Here is a 22,020-nt window from a genome sequence, read left to right as displayed (position 1 = left end):
ATGCACGAAGACACCGCCACCGTCACCGAACTGGTCACCGCCATGCGCCGCGGCGCGCTCGACCTCGATGCCGTCCTGGCCGCGCTGGGCAAGCGCGCCGCGGTACCGGAGGCCGAATACCGCGCCGGCATGGAAACGCTGTGGACGCTGCAACGCCAGCACCTGCTCGACGATGCCACCGTGACCACGCTGGTGAGCCGGCTGGATGCGTTGCGCGATCGCGCGCCTGCGATTGCGCCATCGGCAACGCAGCAGCCAACACCCACGCCAACCGTGGTCGACGACGATGCCACGGTGGTGATGCCACGGCCCGGCCCGGCGCGCATGCTCGAAGACGACATCACCCGCGTGCAACCGGCCCAGCCCCTGCCCGGCGAGGCGCCCAGCCTCACCAGCCTGGGGCTGGGCGCACCCACCAACCTTGGCACGCAGACCGGCACCGGCACCGGCACCGGCACGGCCGGTACCGCCAGCCTGTCGAGCTGGCAGCACCTGGCCGAAGCCGCCGGCGGCGATCATGCCGGTGTCGGCAGCCTGCTCAAGGGCCGCTTCCAGCTCGAACGCGAACTCGGCCGCGGCGGCATGGGCGTGGTGTATCTGGCGCGCGACGAACGCAAGGTGGAAGCGCGCGACCGCGACCCCTGGCTGGCAGTCAAGGTGCTCAGCGACGAATTCCGCCGCCACCCCGACGCACTGGTCGCCCTCCAGCGCGAAGCGCGCCGCTCGCAGAAACTGGCCCACGACAACATCGTGCGCGTGTACGACTTCGACAAGGACCGCACCCTGGTCTTCATGACCATGGAATACATCGACGGTTGCGACCTGAAAACGCTGATCCGCGAGCAGGCCTGCCACGGCATGCCGCTCAAGCAGGCCTGGCCGCTCATCGACGGCATGGGCCGGGCGCTGATGCGCGCGCACGCGGCCGGCATCGTGCATTCGGATTTCAAGCCCGGCAACGTCATGGTCACCCGCGATGGCGTGGCCAAGGTGTTCGACTTCGGCATCGCGCGCGCCGGCAAACACGCTGCCGATGTCGCCGGCGAACAGACCGTGTTCGATGCGGCCACGCTGGGCGCCTTGACGCCGGCCTATGCCAGCCTGGAAATGATCCGTGGACAGGCGCCCACACCGGCCGACGATCTGTACGCGCTGGGCTGCGTGTGTTTCGAATTGCTGACCGGCAAGCACCCATTCGACAAACTCAGTGCCGAAGTGGCCCTGCGCGAAGGCCGCCGCCCGCCGCCGGTGCCGGGCCTGACCCGTCGCCAGTACGCCACGCTGTGCGCGGCCGTGGCGTTTCCGGCTGCGCAGCGGCTCACGCGTGTGGACCAACTGCTCGACGGCCTGCGCCAGGTGCCGTTGCGCGAGCGTGCGCTGCCGCTGATCGGCTATGGCGCCACCGCGCTGGTGTTGGTCGGCGTGGGCGGGTGGGGCGCATCGCGTTATCTGCATCAGCGCCATCTGGACGAGGTCATCGCACGCTTCGGCGCGCAGGACCGGCAGCAATACCGCGACGAAACCCAGGTCATGCACGCGCTGTCCAGCCTGAGCGCAGACGACCGCCGGCGCGTGCTCATGGACCGCAGCGACCTCATCGAAGATTTCCTGCTGCGCCGGCTGGACGCGCTGTGGAATCCGGCCAACGGCCGCGACGATTACCGCGGCGCGCTGCAGGTGTTCGCCTTGCGCGACCGGCTGCGGCTGTATTCGCCCTCGCTGGATGCGCGTCGCCAGGCCATCGAGCGCGAAAAGAACCAACGCCTCAACGCGCTCGACACCACGCTCAATCGCCAGCTCGATGCCGGGCTGTTGTTCCGCACCCAGCCCGACAACGCGCTGGCCACGCTCGACCAGGTGCGCCGCATCGATCCGGGCAGCAGCCTGCTGCGCCATTCGGCGCTCGAGGTACGGCTGGACGCCGCCATCGCCGAAGCAGTCGCAGCGGGGCAGCTCACCACCGCGCGGACGCAGGTCGAACAGGCGCGCGCCGCGTTCCCGGACTCGTTGCGCCTGCAGTTGCGCAGTGCCGAGGTCGGCGTGGCCGAGCAGCAGGCCAAGCGCACGCCGGTGGCCGCCGCGTTGCGCGATGCGGACAGCGCGCGCAAGGCACTGGCTGCCGATCTGGCCAACCCCAGCACCGATCCGGCCTGGCGCGCGCGCATCGACGCCGAACTGGCTGCACTGCCGGCGGCCGAGCGCAGCAGCCAGGGCAGCGCGCTGGCCGAGGCCATCGGCACGGCGGTTGCCGCACAAAGCGACCCCGCACAGCTGGCGGGCGCGCAGGCGCTGGTGGATTTCGGCCTGGGCCTGGCCCCGCAATCGGCCAGCCTGCTGGCCCAGCGCACGCGCCTGCAGACGCTGGAGCACCAGCTCGAACAAGCGCTGGCACGCGAAAGCGCCGAGTCCGAACTGGCCGCGCGGATCGAATCGCTACACCGCGCCGCCGCCGCCAACGATTTGGGCAAGACCGGCGACGCACTGGCGCGCATTCGCACGCTGCAACCGGGCCATCCGGTGTTGCGCAGCGAAGGCCCGCAACTGCTCTCGCAGGTGTATCGCAACACCGCCGGCGATGCGTTCGCACAAGGGCGTTACACGCAGGCGGCCGACCTGCTGGCGCAAGCGGTGCAGACGCTCGGCCAGCGCGCCGAATTGCGCAGCGCGCAAACCCGTTATGCGGTGGCTGCCGCCGTGATGAGCGCGGGCACGCTGGCGCCCAGCGAACGCCAGCAACTCGCCGCGCGCCTGCAGACGCTCTATCGCACCGACGCCACCGCGCTGGCGCAGCTGGAGGCGCAGATGAAGGCGGCCGGCCAATTGCCGGAAGGCGCGTTGTCGGCCCGTCTGCAACGCGCGCCCGCCGCCGATGCGCCGGCCGACGACAGCGTGCCCCAGGGCAGTGCCCCCGAGAACGCTGCGCCTGCCGCCGGCGCAAGACCGGCGCGCGGCAAATCCGCTGCCAAGCCCGCCGCTGCCGCCGCCACCGCTGCGCGCAACTCCGCCGCTGCGGTGGCAGCGCCCGCCAACGTGGACGATGCCGACAGCCTGCCGCCGCTGCCCACCGGCCCGGATCCCTGTGCCGGCCTGGCCGGGCGTGCTGCAGCGTGCTTCGACACACTCGGGCAGACCCGCGGGCCGATGCTGGTGGTGATCCCGGCCATCGCCGGCGGCAAGCCGTACGCCTTGTCGCGCGGCGAAGTGGCGGTGGCCGATTTCAACCTGTTCTGCCAGGCCACTGGCCGCTGTACCGCCCAGGCCGCCGCCACCCCGGAACTGGCGCGCGCGCCCGTACGCAATATCAGCCTGACCCTGGCGCGCGCCTATCTGCGCTGGCTCACCATCGGCAGCGGCGGCTGGCGTTACCGCCTGCCCAGCGATGCCGAGTGGCTGCACGCCGCGCAGGCGGCCAGCAACTGGCGGCAGGCCGAAGACAGCAATTGCGTGCCGCCCAACGCCAGCGCCGGCGATGCCGCGCGCGCACCGGTGTCGGCGCGCGGACGCGATGCCAATCCCTGGGGCCTGATCAATCTCACCGGCAATGTCTGGGAATGGGTATCGACCGGAACCGGCGTGCAGGCGCGCGGCGGAAGTTTTTCCAGCTACTGGTCCGATTGCACGGTGCAGGCCAGCCGTGCCGACAACGGCTCGGCGCAGCCGGACGTGGGCCTGCGCGTGCTGCGGGAGCTGCCATGAGCGCCGCCCCGCCGTCGCCCGCTGCAACGGCGCATCCGGCCAATGCGCAGCTGCAGGCGCTGGCGCTGGCGCATCAGCAGGGCCAACTCGACCGCGAGCAATACCGCGCGCGCCGTCGGCGCGTACTGGACGCCGCCCGCCAGAGCCAGGGGGTGACCCTGCGCAATGCCTTGCCGAGTTCGCCTGCTGCCCGGCCGGGCCCGCTGTCAGGGCATCCGGTCGCACGCAAGCTGCGCAGTCAGGTGGTAGCGGTCTTCATAATCGTGATGCTCATCGCAATAATCTTGCTAACATTGGATGAATGTACGTCGGGGTTTGATTGGCGTTCAGCAAGGGGCGAGGTCAGACACGCCGATCGCCGTGCAGTCGCCGCCGTGGCGCCTGCATGCGCAGCGGGACACGTCGGCCATGCGCAACAACGGATGGTCTCAGGGGAAATGGACGTATGCGTATGACGTGTCTGGCCGCGGCAGTGTCCGCGTGCCTACTGCTGGCCGCACCTGCGTGGGCGCAGTCGCCGACCGATGCCACCGCTGCTGCGCAGTCGGCCGCGGCGGTGCCGGCCATGAAGGACCGGACCGACGCGGTCACCCTGCAGGTGCGCGGCTTTCGCGTGCGCGATGTGGGCCACTACCCGGAGGCCGGGATCGACCCGGCCCGCATGCAGGCCGTGGCCGACGCTGCCTTTGCCGAGCTGGCCCAGGGCCAGCCGGTGGTGGCGTTGCGCTTCGATCAACTGCAGGCGGTCGCCGATGCCGTCACCCGCGCCTACCGGCAGGCCGGCTTCATCGTCAGCACCGCCTATCTGCCGGCGCAGACGCCCGGGCCCGACCAACTGATCGAGATCCGCGTGCTGGAAGGGCGCATCGGCCAGATCAGCGTGCAGGGCGCCGCACGCTACCGCGGCAACGCCTTGTCGGCACCGCTGCGCCAGCTGCAAGGCCGTCCGCTGCGCAAGCAGGACGTGGACACCGCGCTGTTGTATGCGCGCGATCTGCCGGGCGTGTCGGTGTCCTCGGTGCTGCAGCCGGGGCAGAAGGACGGCGAGACCGACGTGGTGCTGGTCGCCAGCGAGGCCGCCCGCCCGTATGTGATCACCCTGGGCGGCAACAACTACGGCACCGAGCTGACCGGCCGGTATCGCGCCCAGGCCGGCATCACCTGGAATAGCCCGCTCGGCCTGGGCGATGTGTTCGCTGCCAACTACGCCTATTCGCTGGCGCCGCGGCAGAGCCAGATCGGCGCGCTGTCGTATGGCCTGCCGATCGGCAGCGTGTCCGGCCTGAGCGCGGTGATCGGCGCCAGCCGCAGCGAACTGGAAGTGCGCAACGGCGTATTCGCCCGACTTGGCCTGAAGGGGCCGACCTCCATCGTCTACACCGGCGCCGACTGGAAATTCATCAACACCGAAACGCTGCAGCTGCAGGGCTCGGCGCGCTATCTGCGCGAGCAATCCAAGCTCAGCGCGCTGGGCATGCAGTTGTCCGACCAGCAGTTCGATGTCGCCGAGCTGGGCCTGTCGTTGCGGCGCACCGACCTGCGCTGGCGCGGTGTGGATCTGCTGCAGGGCAGCGTGCGTCAATCCTTGCGCGACCGCTCGGTGCCAGTGGACCAGATCAGCCCCGGCCGCGACAGCTATTTCACCATCGCGCGGCTGGCCTACACGCGCCTGCAATACCTCACCCGCACGCAACGGCTGTATTTCAAGTTCAACGGCCAATACAGCGACGACACGCTGACCCCGATGGAGCAGTTCGCTGTTGGTGGGCCGGACAGCGTGCGCGCCTATCCGGTCTCCGATGCCTTGGGCGACCGCGGGTACTACACCGCGCTCGAATACCACATCGATGCTCCCGGGTTTGCCGATGCCGCATCGCCGTTCAATGGCCGGCCCTGGCGCGAACTGCTGGAGCTGGATGTCTTTGCCGACCACGCCCGCGTGTTCGCCGCCAATGGCCGCCTGGCGCCGGCCAGTTTCGATGCCGCCGGCGTGGGCCTGACCTTCCGCTTGCCGCAGTACGCCAATTTCGAATGGCGCATCAGCGCAGCGCTTCCGACCGGTGCGCGCGCTGCCTCCGACGGACGCGACGACGCCCGCCTCTACACGCGTTTCGGCTTCACTTTCTGAGGGATCTGCGCATGCACGCCACCATCCATCCCGCGACCTCGCCGCGCACGCTCCCGTTGCGTCATTGCCCGCTGGCCATTGCGCTGGCCGCTGCCCTGCTGGCCATGCCGGTCAGCGGCCTGGCCCAGGTGGCGGCCAACCAGCTGCCCACCGGCGGCAGCATCGCCGGCGGCACCGGCACCATCAACGCCGCCAACGGCGCGACCCAGGTCGTCAATCAGACCTCCGCGCGCATGGCGCTGACCTGGTCGGCGTTCGACATCGGCTCGGCGGCCACGATGACCTTCCAACAGCCCAGCACCAGTTCGGTGGTGCTCAACCTGGTGCAGGGCGGCAGTCCTACCCAGATCTTCGGCAACCTCACCGCCAACGGGCAGGTGTTCCTGCTCAACAGCAACGGTGTGCTGCTCGGCAGCACCGCCAACATCAATGTCGGCGGGTTGGTGGTCAGTACGCTGGGCACCAGCGTGTCCCAGTTCATGAACGGCAACTACAGCCTGGATGCCGGCGGCACGACCGTGGCGCTGGTCTCCAACAGCGGCACCATCACCGCCACCGCCGGCAACATCACCCTGGCCGGTGCCGATGCGGCCACGCTCACCTTCGAAAGCGGCGGCTTCGGCGTGGTGATCGACAAGCCGCTGCAACTGAGTCTGGGCAGCGAGGCGGTGGACAATTCCGGCACCCTGAGCGCGTCAGGCGGCGCGATCCAGCTGCAGGCGCGCGCGGCGCAAGGCCTCTTCGATCGACTCATCAACAACAGCGGCACAATTCGTGCGTCGTCGCTGTCCAATGGCCCCGACGGCAGCGTGTCGCTCATCGCCTCCGGCGGTGGCAGCTTCGATGTCGCCGGCGGCGGCAGCATCGATGCCGGTACCGGTGCGATCACCTTGAGCACCGGTCGCGGCGTGCAGCAGACCGGCATCTACACCGCCGGCAGCCTGGATGGCTTTATCGGCGGCAGCGCCACTTTCAGCGGGGCCAACAAGATCAGTGGCCTCGGCAACCTGGACGTGGGCGGCAACCTCAGCCTGAGCAACACCGTCGCGTTGTCCCAATCCGGTGCGCTGGCGGTGACGGGCACCAGCCAATTCCTGCAGTCCGGCAGCGCGCTGTCGCTGACCAACGGCAGCAATACCTTCGGTGGCCTGTTCAGCGCCAGTGGCAACGGCATTGCCGTGAACGCGGCGGGCAATCTCTCGATTGGCACGTTGACCCTCGACAGCAACAGTGCACTGTCGTTGAGCGCCGCTGGCGCATTGACCTTGCCGACCACGGCGATCAACACCGGCAGCGCCAATCTCACCCTGTCCAGCGGCGGCGGCCTCAGCACGCGCGCCGCGCTGGCAGGCACGAACGTGGACCTCACCGGTCGCGGCGGCATCGCGCTGGCGCATGACGTGACCGCAAGCGGCACGCTGAAACTGACCTCTACCAACACCGCAATCACCCAGACCGCCGGCAGCGTGGCCGCGACCGGCACCAGCACCATCAATGCCGGAACCGGTCCCATCACCCTGGACGGCGCGAGCAACGACTTCCAGGGCGCGGTGACGCTGACCGGCGGCAACACGCGCATCAGCGACAGCGGCGCGCTGACATTGGGTGCGGTGAACAGCAACGATCTCACCGCCACCAGCAATGGCGCGTTGAACCTGGGCAGCGGCCGGGTGGGCGGTGCGTTGCTCGCCACCAGCAACAACGGCGCGATCACGCAGTCGGGAACCGGCAGCTTGAGCATCGTCGGCACCAGCAACCTCAACGCCGGCACCGGTGCGATCACGCTGGGCAACAGCGGCAACACCTTTGGCGATCTGGTCAGCGCCAGCGGGCGCGGTATCGCGTTGAATGCTGCCGGCAATCTGGCGATCGGCAGCTTGAACCTCGGCAGCAACAGCGCACTGTCGCTGCGTGCCACCGGTGCATTGACGCTGCCGACAACCGCGATCGATACCGGCAGCGCCAATCTCACCCTGTCCAGCGGTGGCAGCCTCACCACGCGCGCCGCGTTGACGGGCACGAACGTGGACCTCACCGGTACCGCCGGCATTGCCCTGGCGCATGACGTGACCGCAAGCGGCACGCTGGCACTGACCACGACCAACAGCGCAATCACCCAGACCGCCGGCAGCGTGGCCGCCACCGGCACCAGCACCGTCAGTGCCGGAACCGGCGTCATCGAACTGGATGAAGCGACCAACGACTTCCAGGGCGCGGTGACGCTGACCGGCGGCGCCACGCGCATCGCCGACACCGGCGCGCTGACGCTGGGTGCGCTGAATACCGGTAACCTCACCGCCACCAGCAACGGTGCGTTGAACCTGGGCAGCGGCAGCGTCCGCGGCACCCTGGATGCAACCAGCGGCAATGGCGCCATCAGTCAGAGTGCCGGCCTGATCGTCGATGGCACCGCCACCCTCAACGCCGGCAGCGGCGCCATTGCGCTGACCGACGGCAATAACGATTTCCGCAGCGACGTGAGCCTGACCGGCACCGGGATCAGCGTGGTCGATCGTGACGACCTGCTCGTCTCCACGATCAGCAACGGCACCAACGGCGGCATCGCCCTGACAGCGGGCGGCGCACTCACGCTGCCTGCCCAGAACCTCAGCACCGGCACCGGCGCGCTCAGCCTGACCGCCAATGGCGGTGCACTGACTACGCTCGGCACCTTGGACGGTGGCAACGTCAGCGTGAGCGCGCGCGATGGCGTGGTGCTCAATCACAACGTCACCGCCAGCGGCCTCTTGGGCTTGACTGCCACCAACGCCGCAATCACGCAGAACGCAGGGGTGCTCGACGTCGGCGGTCTTGCGACAGTCAATGCCGGCACCGGCGCCGTTTCGCTTACGGGCGACAACGACTTCAGGAACGGCATTGCATTGACCGGCCGCACTATCGCAGTGGTCGATGCGAACGATCTGGCCGTGCTCTCGCTCAACAACGCCGGTGCCGGCGCCATTGCGCTCACCGCAGGCAACTCGCTCACGTTGCCCGGCAGCGGATTGACCAGCAGCGACAACCTGACGCTGCGTGCAGACAACGGCACGCTCACATTGGGCGGCAATCTCGTCGGCAATGCGGTCTCGCTGTTCAGCGCCAACGCACTCTCGCTGGCGACCAGTATCGACAGCAGCACCTTGTCGGTGTCCACCCGCAACAGCGCGATCAACCAGACCGCAGGCGCCTTGCGCATCGGCTCGACTTCCAGCTTCAACGCCGGCACCGGTGCGATCGCATTGGGCAGTGCCGGCAATCACTTCGGCGGTGCAGTGAGCCTGGCCGGCAACGGCGTGTCGATCAGCGACAGCGGCGCGCTGACGCTGGGCACGCTGAATACCGGCAACCTCACCGCCACCAGCAATGGTGCGTTGAACCTGGGCAGCGGTCGCGTTGCCGGCACGCTTGCGGCGAGCAGCGGCAATGGCGCCATCGGCCAAACCGGCGGACTCATCGTCGATGCCACCACCACCCTCGATGCCGGCAGCGGCGCCATCGCGCTGATCGACAGCAGCAACGATTTCCAGGGCAGCATGAGCCTGGCCGGCGTCGGCATCGCGGTGCGCGACAGCAACGATCTCACGCTCTCGGCGTTGACCAGCAACAACGGCGGCACGATCGCGCTGACCGCGGGCGGCAATCTGATCCTGCCAGGCACGACGTTGAACAACGGCAGCGGCGACATCAACCTGGTCGCCAACAGCCTGAGCCTGTCTGCCGCATTGCTTGGCGACACCGTGAGCCTGCGCGCCAACAGCGGCTTGAGCTTGGGCCAGAACATCACGGCGCGCACGTTGTCGCTGGCCAGCAGCAATGCCGCAATCACGCAAAGCGGCGGCGCATTGCTGGTCAGCGGCGCCACCACGGTCGATGCGGGCACCGGCGCGATTTCGTTGCTGCAAGCCGGCAATCACTTCACCCGCGTGGACCTGACCGGCAACGGCATCGGCGTGACCGACAGCGGCAACCTCAGCCTTGCCGCATTGACCAGCACCGGCAACGGCGCGGTCGTCGTGACGGCCGGCGGTACCTTGAGCCTGCCGGCACAGGCGCTGACGGTCGGCAACAGCAACCTGACCCTGGCGTCGAACGGCGGCGCACTGAGCACGGCCGCAGACCTGGGTGGCAACGACGTCACGCTGTTCGGACGCGACGGCCTGACGCTCGGCCACACCGTCACCGCCAACACGCTCGCCCTGCGCAGCACCAACGCCGCCATCGTGCAGAACGCCGGCGCACTGGCGGTGGTGGGCGCCAGCACCGTCGATGCCGGTAGCGCCAGCATCGCGCTCAATCGCGGCAGCAACCGCTTTGGCGCCGGCATCAGTCTCACCGGTACCGGCATCACGGTGGCCGATCGCGGCAACCTCACCATCAATGCCTTGAATGCCGGCGCCAACGGCACCATCGCGTTGACCGCCGGCGGTGCACTGAACCTCTCCGCGCAGAACCTGGACACCGGCACCGCCGATCTTGCCTTGATCGCCAATGGCGGCAGCATGAGCACCGGCGGTAACTTGCGCGGCCGCAACGTCGCCCTGTCCGCACGCGACGGCCTCACCATCGGCCACAGCATCACCACCACAGGCGCGCTGTCGCTGAGCAGCAGCAACACCGCGATCACCCAGACCGCCGCGGCACTCGACGTTGGCACCATCACCACCGTCAATGCAGGCAGTGGCAACGTCGCGCTCGATACCGCCGGCAACACCTTCAACGGCGTGGTCAATCTCACCGCAGGCGACGTGCAGATCGCCGGCAACGCGCTCAACTTCGGTACGCTGTCCACCAATGCACTCACCGCCAACAGCAGTGGCGCACTGCATCTCGGCAGCGGCGTGGTGCGCGGCGCGTTGAACGGCACCAGCGGCAATGCAGCGATCACCCAGAGCGGCGGTCTGTCGGTCGGCGGGGCATCCACCTTGAATGCCGGCAGCGGCGACATTGCCTTGACCGATGCCAACAACGACTTCGTCGGCGCGGTTGCGCTCACCGGCAATGCCATCGCCGTGCAGGATCGCAACGACCTCAGCATCGCTGCAGTGCGCAGCGGTGCCAATGCGGCGATTTCGCTGGTCGCGGGCGGCGACTTGAACCTGCCGGCCAGCCAGATCGACGCCGGCACCGGCGCGCTGACGCTGACGGCCAACGGCGGCACCTTGCGCACTGCCGGTGCCTTGCGCGGCGGCACCGTGCAACTGACCGGCGCCAACGGCATTGCGCTGAGCAACACGGTCACGGCAGGCAACGCGCTGCGCTTGAACAGCACCAACGCCGCCATCACCCAGGCCGGCGGCGCATTGCTGGTCGCAGGCGACACCACGGTCGATGCCGGCCGCGGTGCCATTACCCTGGAGGCGGCGGGCAACGACTTCCAGGGCGTGCTCGCCCTGACCGGCGGTGCCAGCAGCGTGCGCGATGCCAATGCCTTGACCCTGGGCACGCTCAACACCGGCAACCTGCAGGTGAGCAACAGCGGTGTGCTGACCCTGGGCGTTGGGCTGGTCAATGGCGATCTGGATGCGGCCAGCAACGGCGGCGCCGTCACCCAGAGCGGCGCCTTGACCGTCACCGGCAGTACTCGCATCAACAGCGGTGGCGCCGCCATCGCATTGACCGATGCCGGCAACGATTTCCAGGCAGCGGTGAGCCTGAGCGGCGGCACGGCCAGCCTGCGCGATCGCAATGCGCTGGTGTTGGGCAACCTGGATGTGGACGCACTGGATGTCGCCAGCGGCGCCGGCCTGGATCTGGGCCAGGGGCGCATCGCCGGCGGCTTGGTCGCCCGCAGCGGCACTGCCGCCGCTGCCGCCGGCGCAAGCAGCCCCCGCTTGCAATCGACAGCGGCGCCGGTGGCGCTGGCGACCGACATCACCCAGCAGGGAGCGTTGACGGTGGTCGGCAGCAGCCTGCTCGATGCCGGCACCGGCGCGATCGTGCTGGATGCGGCCGGCAATGACTTCCAGGGCACGGTGCAGGCGCGCGGCAGCAGCATCGCCATCGTCGATCGCAACGACCTGGCGGCGACTGCGCAAGCCAGCGATGCCCTGCGCCTGCAGGCCGGTGGCCAGCTCACCACCGCTGGCGCGCTCAGCGCCAACACCATCGCCCTGCGCGGCAGCAGCGGCGTCGTACTCGATCACGACGTTGCGGCCGCCAGCCTGGCCTTGAGCAGCGGCGGGGCGATCACCCAGAGCGCTGGCAGCCTGCGCGCCGGGCAGCTCAGCGGCAACGCCGCCGGGGCGGTCGTGCTCACCGGCAGCGGCAACGCCATCGACACGCTCGGCGACTTCAGCGCGCAAGGCCTGGATCTGGTCAGCAACCGCTCGCTGCTGGTCAGCGGCCGCGTCGACGGCGGCCCCTCGCTGCGCCTGCGCAGCGGCGGCGAGCTGCAGCTGGGCGGCCAGCTCAGCGGTGCCGCCAGCTGGTTGCAGGCCGTCGCCGGCATCCGCCAGCGCGCCGGCAGTTCGATCACCGCCGGCCTGCTCAGCGGTGGCGCCGGCGGAGCGGTGGTGCTGGGCGATGCGGCCGGCTTCATCGACAACCGGGTCGTGCGCCTGGGCGATTTCACCGCCAGCAATGGTTTCAGCTTCACCAACGGCGGCGATCTGTTGCTGGTGCTGGCCAATGGCAGCAGCTACAGCGTGGATGCGGGCAACAGCGCGATGTTCCTGTCGGTCCGCGGCAATCTGTTCCAGGACGGCCGCGCGCCGCTGCGCAACGGCACCGGCACCTTTGCCGCCACCGGCCAGATCGGGACGCAGCAGAACCCGATCTATGTGATCGGCACCGGCACCCAGACCGTGGCGGCGATCGGCGCGCCGCCGGCGTATTTCAACGCCACGACGGTCGACGGCAGCCTGCTCGATCTGGCCGGCGGCTCCGGCTTCAATGTGCCGGCCTCGGCGTTTGCCGGCCGTGCGCAGAGTTCGGCCAGCCGCACCGTGGCCTTCGTGGATCTTTCGGCCAGCGGTACCCCGTATCGCGCCTTCGGCCTGGTCCGCCCCGGCCTGCGTCTGCCCGACGACCAGCAGCCGGCCTGCGATGCCGGCGACCCGGATGCCGTCTGCAACCCCGAGTGACCTGCCTGCCGCCGCTTACCGCGGCGGCTTCCCCCGATGGAGGCCGTGCCATGCAAGACGACCGTTCCCTGGAGACCCTGCTGGCGCCGCTCGGCGACGACGCCCCGGCCGGACCGGATCTGGAATACGACCCTGAGTTCCTGCGCCTGGAGCGCGAATCGGCCATCCGCGCCGAGCGCGCGCTGGGCGAGAGCGTCATCGCCGCCGAAGAGCCGGACTGGGACAAGGTGCAGGCGCTGGCGCTGGAGCTGTGCCGGCGTAGCCGCGACCTGCGCGTGGCCGGCAAGCTCGGCGCTGCATGGCTGCGCCTGCGCGGCCTGCCCGGCTGGGCCGCGCAGGCATTGATCCACGGCCTGCTTGAGCGCCACTGGGACAGCGTGCATCCGCAGCTGGATGCCGACGACGACAACGACCCGACCTCGCGCATCAATGCGCTGGTCGGCCTCAGCGACCCGTTGGGTGTGCTCGGCGCGCTGCGCACCACCGCGTTCGTGCAGTCGCCGCGGCTGGGCCGCTTCAGCCTGCGCGATCTGCGCGTGGCCAACGGCAGCATCAAGCTGCCCGACGGCCAGAGCGGCCCCAGCCTGGCCGAAATCGAAGCCTGCTGCCAGGACTGCGCGCCGGAAACGCTGGCCACCTCCGCGCAGGCCATCGCCGAGGCGCTGGTGCAGGCGCGCGCGATCGATGCGCTGCTGAGCGAGCGTGTCGGCACCGCTGCCCCGGACCTACGGCCGCTACTGACCGACCTGCGCGATCTGGAGCGCTTCGTGCTGCCGCATTGGCAGGCGCGGCAGGGCATCTCGGCGCTCACCGAAGACGATGCGCAGGCTGCCGACCAGGGCCACGCCACCGCCACGGCAACCAGCGCCACGCGCCGCAACGACGAGATTGCCGGCCCCGACGATGTGAAGCGGCGGCTGGACGAGATCTGCGCCTATTACGCCCGGCACGAACCGTCCAGCCCGGTGCCGATGCTGCTGCGCCGCGCGCAACGCCTGGTCGGCTGCGATTTCCTGGCGCTGATGAAAGAGCTGGCCCCGGCCGGCATCGACGAATTGCAACGCGTCACCGGCCCGCTGGAAGAAAACTGAGCCGCTGAAAACGCATCGCCAGGCAAACAAACCTGGGCAGCTGGTGTCCGGCCGGGCAGCGCACGCCAGACCGCGGTTGTGCCGGTCAGGCTGGGCACGCTGAGCGGTGCGCCCAGCAATCGTGAGCACGGTTGGGCAGCGCCCAGCCGTGTGAAAGAGCGCCGGGCACGGCTGCATGCCGGCCGCCCATCATCAGCGCCACCGCAAGCGCATCACCGGTTTGCGGCGCGCGCAAGCGTGGATCTTCGCAGGCGCGGCCAAGGCAACGCACCGCAGATCAAAAACGCAACGCCACCGGGCGTCAACGCCCGACGCATGCCCCACGAATCCCGAATCCCAACTCCCCAATCACCAGCTATAGAGCTGCCAATACACCTTGTTGACCTTGTCCTTTTCCGCGTCGGTATGGCCGTCGTGGTCGCGGTCGTACAGGAAGTAGGGCGCCCCGCGCGCTGGCGTCACCCGCACCATCTCCAGCTGGCCGTTGACGCGGTATTCGTCGACCTTGTCGCCATTGCCCATGGTCTTGCTGGTGACATCGGCGCCAGCCGGGATATCGCCACCGGCGCGGTCGCCGCCGCTGGTGGCACAGCCGCCGAGCAACAGTAACGGCAGTAGCAGAAGACGTGCTTTGTTCATTGTCGTTATCCGGATTGATCGCCGGGCAGTATGCGCTGGCGCGGTGTGCCCTGGGCGTGCAGCGTAGAATCGGGCCATGAGCAGATTAGTCCTGATCGACGGGTCCAGTTACCTGTATCGCGCGTTCCACGCGCTTCCGCCGCTGACCAATGCCCAGGGCGAGCCCACCGGCGCCTTGTTCGGCGTGGTCAACATGTTGCGCGCCACCTTGAAGGAGCGCCCCGCCTACATCGCCTTCGTGGTGGATGCGCCCGGTAAAACGTTCCGTGATGACTTGTATGCCGACTACAAGGCCAACCGGCCGTCGATGCCCGACGACCTGCGCGCGCAGGTGCAGCCGATGTGCGACATCGTGCATGCGCTGGGCATCGACATCCTGCGCATCGACGGCGTGGAAGCCGACGATGTGATCGGCACGCTGGCGCTGCAGGGCGCCGCCGATGGCCTGGCCGTCACCATCTCCACCGGCGACAAGGACTTCGCCCAGTTGGTGCGCCCGGGCATCGAACTGGTCAACACCATGAGCGGCAGCCGCATGGATTCGGACGCGGCGGTGATGGCCAAGTTCGGCGTGCGGCCCGATCAGATCGTCGACCTGCTGGCGCTGATGGGCGACACCGTCGACAACGTGCCCGGCGTGGAGAAGTGCGGCCCCAAGACCGCCGCCAAATGGCTGGCCGAATACGACTCGCTCGATGGCGTCATCGCCAATGCCGACAAGATCAAGGGCAAGATCGGCGACAACCTGCGCGCCGCGTTGCCACGCCTGCCGCTCAACCGTGCGCTGGTCACCATCAAGACCGATGTCACCCTGGCCAGCGGCCCGCGCGCGCTGGACCTGCGCGAGCCCAACGCCGAGGCGCTGGCGGTGCTGTACGCCCGCTACGGCTTCACCCAGGCGCTGCGCGAACTCGGTGGTGCGGCCGCCGCCCAGGCCGGCCTGCTGGCCGAACCGGTGGCGCTGGGCGCCGCTGCTGCCACTGCGCGCACCGAGCCGGGCCGCGCGCGCGGTACCGGCTTCGTCTCCGGCCCGGTCAACGCAGCGGTGGATCTGGATCCGTCGCTGTCGGCGCCCGGCCAGTACGAAACCATCCTGACCCAGGACCAGCTCGACAGCTGGATCGCGCGGCTGCGTGCCGCTGGGCAGTTCGCCTTCGATACCGAAACCGACAGCCTGGACCCGCTGCAAGCCGATTTGATCGGCCTGAGCGTGGCGGCCGAGCCCGGCCAGGCGGCGTACCTGCCGTTCGGCCACAACTTCCCCGGCGCGCCGGTTCAACTCGACCGCACCCAGGCGTTGGCGCAACTGGCACCACTGCTCACCGACCCGGCCGTGCGCAAGCTCGGCCAGCACGGCAAGTACGACCTGCACGTGATGCGCCGGCATGGCGTGGCGCTGGCCGGCTATGCCGACGACACCTTGCTTGAGAGCTTCGTGCTCAATTCCGGCAGTGCCCGCCACGACATGGACAGCCTGGCCAAGCGCTATCTCGGCTACGACACCGTCAAGTACGAAGACGTCTGCGGCAAGGGCGCCAAGCAGATCCCGTTCGCGCAGATCAGCCTGGAGGACGCCACCCGCTACGCCGCCGAAGACGCCGACATCACCCTGCGCCTGCATCGCGTGCTCGGCCCCCGGCTGGCCAGCGAACCGGGCCTGGAGCGCGTCTACCGCGACATCGAAATGCCGCTGGTGGACGTGCTGGCCCGCATCGAAGCCAACGGCGTGTGCGTGGACGCGGCCGAACTGCGCCGCCAGAGCGCGGACCTGTCCAAGCGCATGCTCGCCGCCCAGCAGAAGGCCACCGAGCTGGCCGGGCGTAGCTTCAACCTGGATTCGCCCAAGCAGCTGCAGGCCTTGCTGTTCGACGAGCTCAAGCTGCCTGCGGTGGTCAAGACGCCCAAGGGTCAGCCCTCGACCAACGAAGAGGCGCTGGAAGCCATCGCCGACCAGCACGAGCTGCCGCGGGTCATCCTGGAATACCGTGGACTGACCAAGCTGCGCAGCACCTACACCGACAAGCTGCCGGAGATGATCCACCCGCAGTCCGGGCGCGTGCACACCAGCTACCACCAGGCCGGTGCCGCCACCGGGCGGCTGTCCTCCTCGGATCCGAACCTGCAGAACATCCCGATCCGCACCGAAGACGGCCGCCGCATTCGCCGCGCCTTCGTCGCACCGCCCGGACGCAAGCTGATCGCCTGCGACTATTCGCAGATCGAGCTGCGCATCATGGCGCACCTGTCCGGCGACCCCGGGCTGGTGGGTGCGTTCGAGTCCGGCGCCGACGTGCATCGCGCCACGGCCGCCGAAGTATTCGGCCGCACCATCGACACCGTCAGCGCTGACGAACGCCGCGCTGCCAAGGCGATCAACTTCGGCCTGATGTATGGCATGAGCGCCTTTGGCCTGGCCCGCCAGCTCGGTATCGGCCGCGGCGAGGCGCAGGATTACATTGCGCTGTACTTCAGCCGTTACCCGGGCGTGCGCGACTTCATGGAAACCACCCGCCAGCAGGCGCGCGACAAGGGCTATGTGGAAACCGTGTTCGGCCGCAGGTTGTACCTGGATTTCATCAATGCCGGCAGTCAGGGCCAGCGTGCCGGTGCCGAGCGCGCCGCCATCAACGCGCCGATGCAGGGCACCGCTGCGGACATCATCAAGCGCGCGATGGTCAACGTGGATGGCTGGATCGCCGACCACGCGCAACGCGCGAAGATGATTTTGCAGGTGCACGACGAACTGGTGTTCGAAGCCGACGTCGATTTCGTCGACACGCTGCTGAGCGAGGTCACCACGCGCATGGCGGGCGCAGCCGAATTACGCGTGCCGCTGGTGGTCGATTCGGGCGTTGGCGATAATTGGGACCAGGCGCATTGATGCGGTGAATGGTGGATATGCTGAATACGCAGATCAGCAATAATCCGTTCCAAAAATAATGTGAATTCAGCTGAGTTAATGAAATGAATACCCCCTAAATTCTACATTTTTTTAACAGTCGCCTTCACGATCCATCAATGTGGAAAATGTTGTTATATCCCTCGACGGGCGCAACGCCTGTCGGCAGATCTCTCCCATCCCCTGGAGCAGATCTCGGAGCGGAAACTCCTCCCCAAGTTTCCGTTCCCTGGCCCCGCCGACCTACCCCTGGTCTGCGGGGCTTTTTATTTGCGTCCTCCCAATTTGCGTAAGCGTTGCAGCGTGAGTTGCGATGCTGCAGGTGGCTCGGTTGCGCAGGCGCGTGGCGTGTAGTGCACGCGTCAGCGACCCGCTGCAGGCAACACGTTCGCTTGCGCCAGCGCCAATGCATGCCGCGTTGCAGCGTATGTGCCCCGCTTAACTCGCCGGGTGGCGGCTATGCGGATGCATGCTGCGCCAGCGGTCTGGTAGCCACGTTACTCATTCAGGTTTATGGGAGTGCCAAAGCGCGCATTCATCTGTCGGCCTGCCGTCGTTGCGTTGCACACGCTAGCCCTGTACGCGCTTGCCGGGGCACGCTGCAATGCGGGCGATGGTGTGAGTTTGATTCTGCAGAAGAACAACGCGCCTCGCGTCACGCGATCGGCGCCTCTGCTGTGCCGTCACCGGGCGGCATGGCGCACGATGACGCAGTTGATCGAGCCGTCAGCAGGCAAGGCGCTTGCCCGCCACGCGCGCCGTAACGTGTCTGCCAGTGCCACCACCTGCGTGGACGTCCGCCAGGACGCCCAGCCTACGGCGACGTTTCGATCAACCCAGCCAGTCGCGTGGAATCAGGTAATCGGCCAGACCCGCTTCGGCGCTGCCTGGCTCCGGCGTGAAGCCGTACTCCCAGCGTACCCGCGGGGGCAAACTCATCAGGATGCTCTCGGCGCGCCCACCGCTCTGCAGACCAAACAGGGTGCCGCGGTCGTAGACCAGGTTGAATTCCACGTAGCGCCCACGACGGTACAGCTGGAACTCGCGTTCGCGCTCGCCATAGGGTGTGTCCTTGCGACGCTGCACGATTGGGATGTAGGCATCCAGGAAGCCATCGCCCACTGCGCGCTGGTAGGCGAAGTCGCGCTCGAAGTCCTGACCCAGATCGTCGAAGAACAGTCCGCCCACGCCACGCGTTTCGTTGCGGTGGCGCAGAAAAAAATACTCGTCGCACCAACGCTTGTGCGCGGCATAGCGCTCTTGGCCAAACGGCACGCACAGCGCCTGCGCCACGCGGTGCCAGTGGTGTACGTCTTCATCGAAAGGATAGAACGGGGTCAGGTCGAAGCCGCCGCCAAACCAGGCGGCCACCACCGCGCCATCGCGCTCGGCGCGGAAGTAGCGCACGTTCATGTGCGTGGTCGGGATATACGGGTTGTGCGGATGAAACACCAGCGAGACGCCGCATGCACGCCAGGTCGCACCGGCAAGCTCGGGCCGGTGCGCACTGGCCGACGGCGGCAGGCGCGTCCCGGACACGTCCGAAAAACCGATGCCGGCCTGCTCGAACACCGCACCGTCGCGCAGGATGCGGGTCCGGCCACCGCCGCCTTCCTCGCGCTTCCAAACATCCTCGGCAAAGCGTGCCTTGCCATCGGCAGCTTCCACAGCGGCGCAGATCCGGTCCTGCAGGTCGGTCAGATAATCGCGTACACGGTCGAATTCGTTCATGTCCCAATTCTAAGCCGTGCACTGGGCGTGGTGTATCCCGCGCAAGCGCGCCCGTTTGTCGCAGTGCGATGCGGGTGACGGCGTAGCAATCAGTGCAGGGCAACGACCAGTCGTGTCGCTTGGTGCGCAAAATTCCAGCGCGGCAGCCAACAGTCAGCCAACCGTGCGAGGTGTGCTTTCGTTTCGCGACAAGACCACCAGCAAACTGTCTGGTGAGGGCGCCGCTCCCTCGAGGTCTTTGCGCTGGCTGTAGGGTCCTTGCCCGCCCACCATCGCGGGACACGCTGCAAGCACGTCCCTGTAAGCTCCTTGGCGGCATCCATGCCGCCAAGGATCCCGCGACGGTGAGCGGGCAAGGACGCTTCAAGATGGTCGTATGCCAGTGCAAACCACCGGCGACACGTGCGTGTTCTGCAGCGCCGTTTCCGTATGAAGAGCACCTTCATCAACTGCCGACCAATGTGCTGGTGCCGTGTCCTCGCCGCAAGGATGGGTTTACAGCGTGCGCCGCAAGCGATGGGCGCGCGGTGCATTCGACCTGGGCTTGAAGATCGCCAGGCAACCGCACACGCAAGCTCTCAGTTTTTGATGCGCAACTGGCGAGCGAGGCGTATTACCTTGCAAGGCAGCTGATCGGCTGCAGACTGCAGTGTCCTTACCCGCTTCCAAGTCGCTAGAGCGTTATGTACTTTGAGGTGAGTGCGAAGCGTCCTGTGGCGCGCCCAGACAAGGCGTGCTGGCCGCCTGGGCAAGGCGCACAACGCGGTCTCGGCGCGCCACAGGACGCTTCCCGGAGGGTTGGTCGCCAGCGGCACGGAGCGGGCGCCGCGCGGCTTGCCTTGGCGCCAGCCAAGTCGGCGCCACGCAGCGCCCGCTCCGCACCGCTGGCGGCCAACGCATCTCATCTCAAAGTGCATCACACGCTCTAAGGTTGCGAAAACTCCGCGCGGACAGCGGGCGTGCACAATCGCCAGGCCAATGCTGCGTGGACGCAGCCGATCGCCAGCGCACCCAGGCCGGTCAGCACCAGTGCCAGTTGCTGGGTGGCCTGCAAACGCGCCTGCATCTGCGGCCATTCCGGGCTGTGCAGCACATCGGCGGGCAGCAGCATCTGCACACCTTCGAACAACGGCCCGATCAACGCCAGTCCGCCGAAATTGAGCAGGCCGGTCACCAGCAACACCGCCACAAAGCCAAGCCTTGCCCATTCGCGCCGCTGTAGCAGCGCCCAACTCAACCAGCAGAACGCAGCCGAGAGCACCACGCCGGCGACGGATAACGATAGCGCGTGATCGATCAGCCATTGCCAGGAGGGGGGCAGGGTGATGCCTTCGGGCAGCCCTAGCGATGCCGCACCTGGCGTCAGTGCGATCATGGCGATCTGCACCAGATTGGCCAGCACGCTGACCACCCCCAGCAACAGCGAAACCCACGCCAACGGAGTGACGAAGCCACCACGCTGCTGCGCCGATGCTGGCCGGACGGCGCTCATTGCAGCGATGCGATGTGGGCAGCCACCATCGCCTGCCCGGGCGGATCCAGCGCAGGTTGCAGTTGCGCGTACCACTCGGGCACTGCGTCGGCGGGCAGGCATTGGCGCAACAGCGGCGTGCTGCGCTCAAGAAAGGCTTCGAGGAACGGCAGCCCGCGCACGTACAGGAAGTGGCTGTCGGTGATGGACATGCCAGCGTATGCCTCGCGCAGCCATTCCAGGTGCGGCAGCGCGTGCGCCCCGTGGCCGGCGCGGGTGAGCGCGGTAAGGAAGCTGGTACGCGCGGTCGCCGGCGAGGTGGACCGCTCCTGCGCATTGAGGTCGTCGAAGGTCAGCAGCCACTGCTCGCCCTGGACGATCTCGTTGCACATCACCGAGGTGGTTGCCAGCTGAAGTGCGTTGTGTGCGGTGGGCTCCAGCGCGTGCAGCGCCAGCCAGTGCGGGTAGGCTTCGCGATAGCGGTCCAGCGCGCTCAACGACAGCGCGCACAGGCGCTGCGCATCGGCACCAAGGTGGAGCTGCGCCTGCGCAGCGTTGTAGGCACCGGCATGGTCGCCGCGCTGAAACGCGCTCAGCGCCGGCTGCAGCACGGGGTCGATCTCTGCCGCCCCCTCCGACGCGTCTGCGGCAGCGACAGACGCGGCCGTGGGTGCCGTGCGCGGCGTGTCTGCCGCAGTGCTCTTGCGTCCAAACAAACGGTCCCACAGGCCCATCGCGTCTCCCTTCCCCGCGCCCGTGGTGAGTGGAAGCGCCATCATGCCGGCGGCGCACCGGTCATGCGGCGGACCGGTGGGCAGCACGCGTGCAGCGATGGCGACTTGCCGGTCCTGCGCCAAGCTTAGAGCCACTGGCGTGGCAACAGGTGAGTGCGAAGCAACTCAGACGCCGAGGTTGGTGGGCCTGCGCACGTGCTGCGACGTGGATCCTGATCGCAACGCCGTCGCTGCCAATGGCCGGATCGGCAACGCTATGCGCGGTAGGTCAGGGCGGATCGCGACTGCGAGATGGCCTGACCCCGGCATCGACCAGCATGTTGCCGGTGGGGGCGCCCATGAACACCTTGATGCCTGGTGCATCTGCGTGCAATACGTGCAACACCCGAGCCGTGCGCGTGTCGTCCATCTCTATGCGCGGACGGCACGCACAGTCTCGACGGGTTTGGAGCGTGTTATGCACCTTGAGATGAGATGCGTCGGCCGCCAGCGGTGCGGAGCGGGTGCTGCGTGGCGCCGGCTTGGTAGCACCAAGGCAATCTGCGCGGC

10 protein-coding genes are annotated in these 22,020 nt (G+C 68.1%); 6 read left to right on the top strand and 4 right to left on the bottom strand.

Annotated features, from left to right (window positions below):
- The 5 genes from ACCQ00_RS19905 to tssA are packed head-to-tail and all read left to right on the top strand — an operon-like array spanning position 1 to position 13,997.
- Entirely contained in the window at positions 1 to 3,696 is a 3,696-nt protein-coding gene (locus ACCQ00_RS19905; RefSeq protein ID WP_039584058.1) for a bifunctional serine/threonine-protein kinase/formylglycine-generating enzyme family protein, read from the top strand.
- On the top strand, positions 3,693 to 4,151 hold the full coding sequence (locus tag ACCQ00_RS19900) for a hypothetical protein (RefSeq protein ID WP_039569519.1): 459 nt from the start codon (positions 3,693 to 3,695) through the stop codon (positions 4,149 to 4,151). The genes ACCQ00_RS19905 and ACCQ00_RS19900 overlap by 4 nt, the downstream gene beginning before the upstream one ends.
- Positions 4,148 to 5,824, top strand: a complete 1,677-nt coding sequence (locus ACCQ00_RS19895; RefSeq protein ID WP_372354149.1) for a ShlB/FhaC/HecB family hemolysin secretion/activation protein — start codon at positions 4,148 to 4,150, stop codon at positions 5,822 to 5,824. Before ACCQ00_RS19900 ends, ACCQ00_RS19895 begins: the two co-directional genes overlap by 4 nt.
- Positions 5,825 to 5,835: 11 nt before the next feature.
- On the top strand, positions 5,836 to 12,906 hold the full coding sequence (locus ACCQ00_RS19890) for a two-partner secretion domain-containing protein (protein ID WP_372354012.1): 7,071 nt from the start codon (positions 5,836 to 5,838) through the stop codon (positions 12,904 to 12,906).
- 50 nt (positions 12,907 to 12,956) lie between these two features.
- Positions 12,957 to 13,997, top strand: a complete 1,041-nt coding sequence (gene tssA / locus ACCQ00_RS19885; RefSeq protein WP_039569517.1) for a type VI secretion system protein TssA — start codon at positions 12,957 to 12,959, stop codon at positions 13,995 to 13,997.
- 348 nt (positions 13,998 to 14,345) lie between these two features.
- On the opposite strand, the gene ACCQ00_RS19880 is transcribed toward tssA, so the two are convergent.
- Entirely contained in the window at positions 14,346 to 14,636 is a 291-nt protein-coding gene (locus ACCQ00_RS19880) for a DUF2782 domain-containing protein (protein ID WP_017156324.1), read from the bottom strand.
- 76 nt (positions 14,637 to 14,712) lie between these two features.
- Between ACCQ00_RS19880 and polA the strand changes: the two genes are divergently transcribed.
- Positions 14,713 to 17,517 (top strand): DNA polymerase I, encoded by a 2,805-nt coding sequence (polA, locus tag ACCQ00_RS19875; protein ID WP_039569516.1) that lies wholly within the window; start codon positions 14,713 to 14,715, stop codon positions 17,515 to 17,517.
- Positions 17,518 to 18,366: 849 nt separating this feature from the next.
- Here the strand turns inward: polA and hemF are convergent.
- The 3 genes from hemF to ACCQ00_RS19860 form a co-directional block, all read right to left on the bottom strand.
- A complete protein-coding gene (gene hemF, locus ACCQ00_RS19870) occupies positions 18,367 to 19,266 on the bottom strand; it encodes an oxygen-dependent coproporphyrinogen oxidase (RefSeq protein WP_039569508.1) in 900 nt (299 codons plus the stop codon).
- 925 nt (positions 19,267 to 20,191) lie between these two features.
- Positions 20,192 to 20,758, bottom strand: a complete 567-nt coding sequence (locus tag ACCQ00_RS19865; protein WP_039569505.1) for a hypothetical protein — start codon at positions 20,756 to 20,758, stop codon at positions 20,192 to 20,194.
- The gene (locus tag ACCQ00_RS19860) at positions 20,755 to 21,594 is read right to left on the bottom strand and encodes a hypothetical protein (protein ID WP_180301626.1); all 840 of its coding nucleotides are present in this window, start codon (positions 21,592 to 21,594) and stop codon (positions 20,755 to 20,757) included. Before ACCQ00_RS19860 ends, ACCQ00_RS19865 begins: the two co-directional genes overlap by 4 nt.
- Positions 21,595 to 22,020: the final 426 nt, after the last annotated feature.

It is taken from the genome of Xanthomonas sp. NCPPB 3761, from assembly GCF_041475705.2.
Classification (GTDB): domain Bacteria; phylum Pseudomonadota; class Gammaproteobacteria; order Xanthomonadales; family Xanthomonadaceae; genus Xanthomonas; species Xanthomonas phaseoli.
Note: the sequence above shows the minus strand (reverse complement) of the source record. Positions and strands in the feature narration are given on the sequence as shown.

Coding starts and splice junctions, on each gene's coding strand:
- ACCQ00_RS19905 (WP_039584058.1), top strand. CDS start 1: ATGCACGAAGACACCGCCACCGTCACCGAACTGGTCACCGCCATGCGC.
- ACCQ00_RS19900 (WP_039569519.1), top strand. CDS start 3,693: ATGAGCGCCGCCCCGCCGTCGCCCGCTGCAACGGCGCATCCGGCCAAT.
- ACCQ00_RS19895 (WP_372354149.1), top strand. CDS start 4,148: ATGACGTGTCTGGCCGCGGCAGTGTCCGCGTGCCTACTGCTGGCCGCA.
- ACCQ00_RS19890 (WP_372354012.1), top strand. CDS start 5,836: ATGCACGCCACCATCCATCCCGCGACCTCGCCGCGCACGCTCCCGTTG.
- tssA (WP_039569517.1), top strand. CDS start 12,957: ATGCAAGACGACCGTTCCCTGGAGACCCTGCTGGCGCCGCTCGGCGAC.
- ACCQ00_RS19880 (WP_017156324.1), bottom strand. CDS start 14,636: ATGAACAAAGCACGTCTTCTGCTACTGCCGTTACTGTTGCTCGGCGGC.
- polA (WP_039569516.1), top strand. CDS start 14,713: ATGAGCAGATTAGTCCTGATCGACGGGTCCAGTTACCTGTATCGCGCG.
- hemF (WP_039569508.1), bottom strand. CDS start 19,266: ATGAACGAATTCGACCGTGTACGCGATTATCTGACCGACCTGCAGGAC.
- ACCQ00_RS19865 (WP_039569505.1), bottom strand. CDS start 20,758: ATGAGCGCCGTCCGGCCAGCATCGGCGCAGCAGCGTGGTGGCTTCGTC.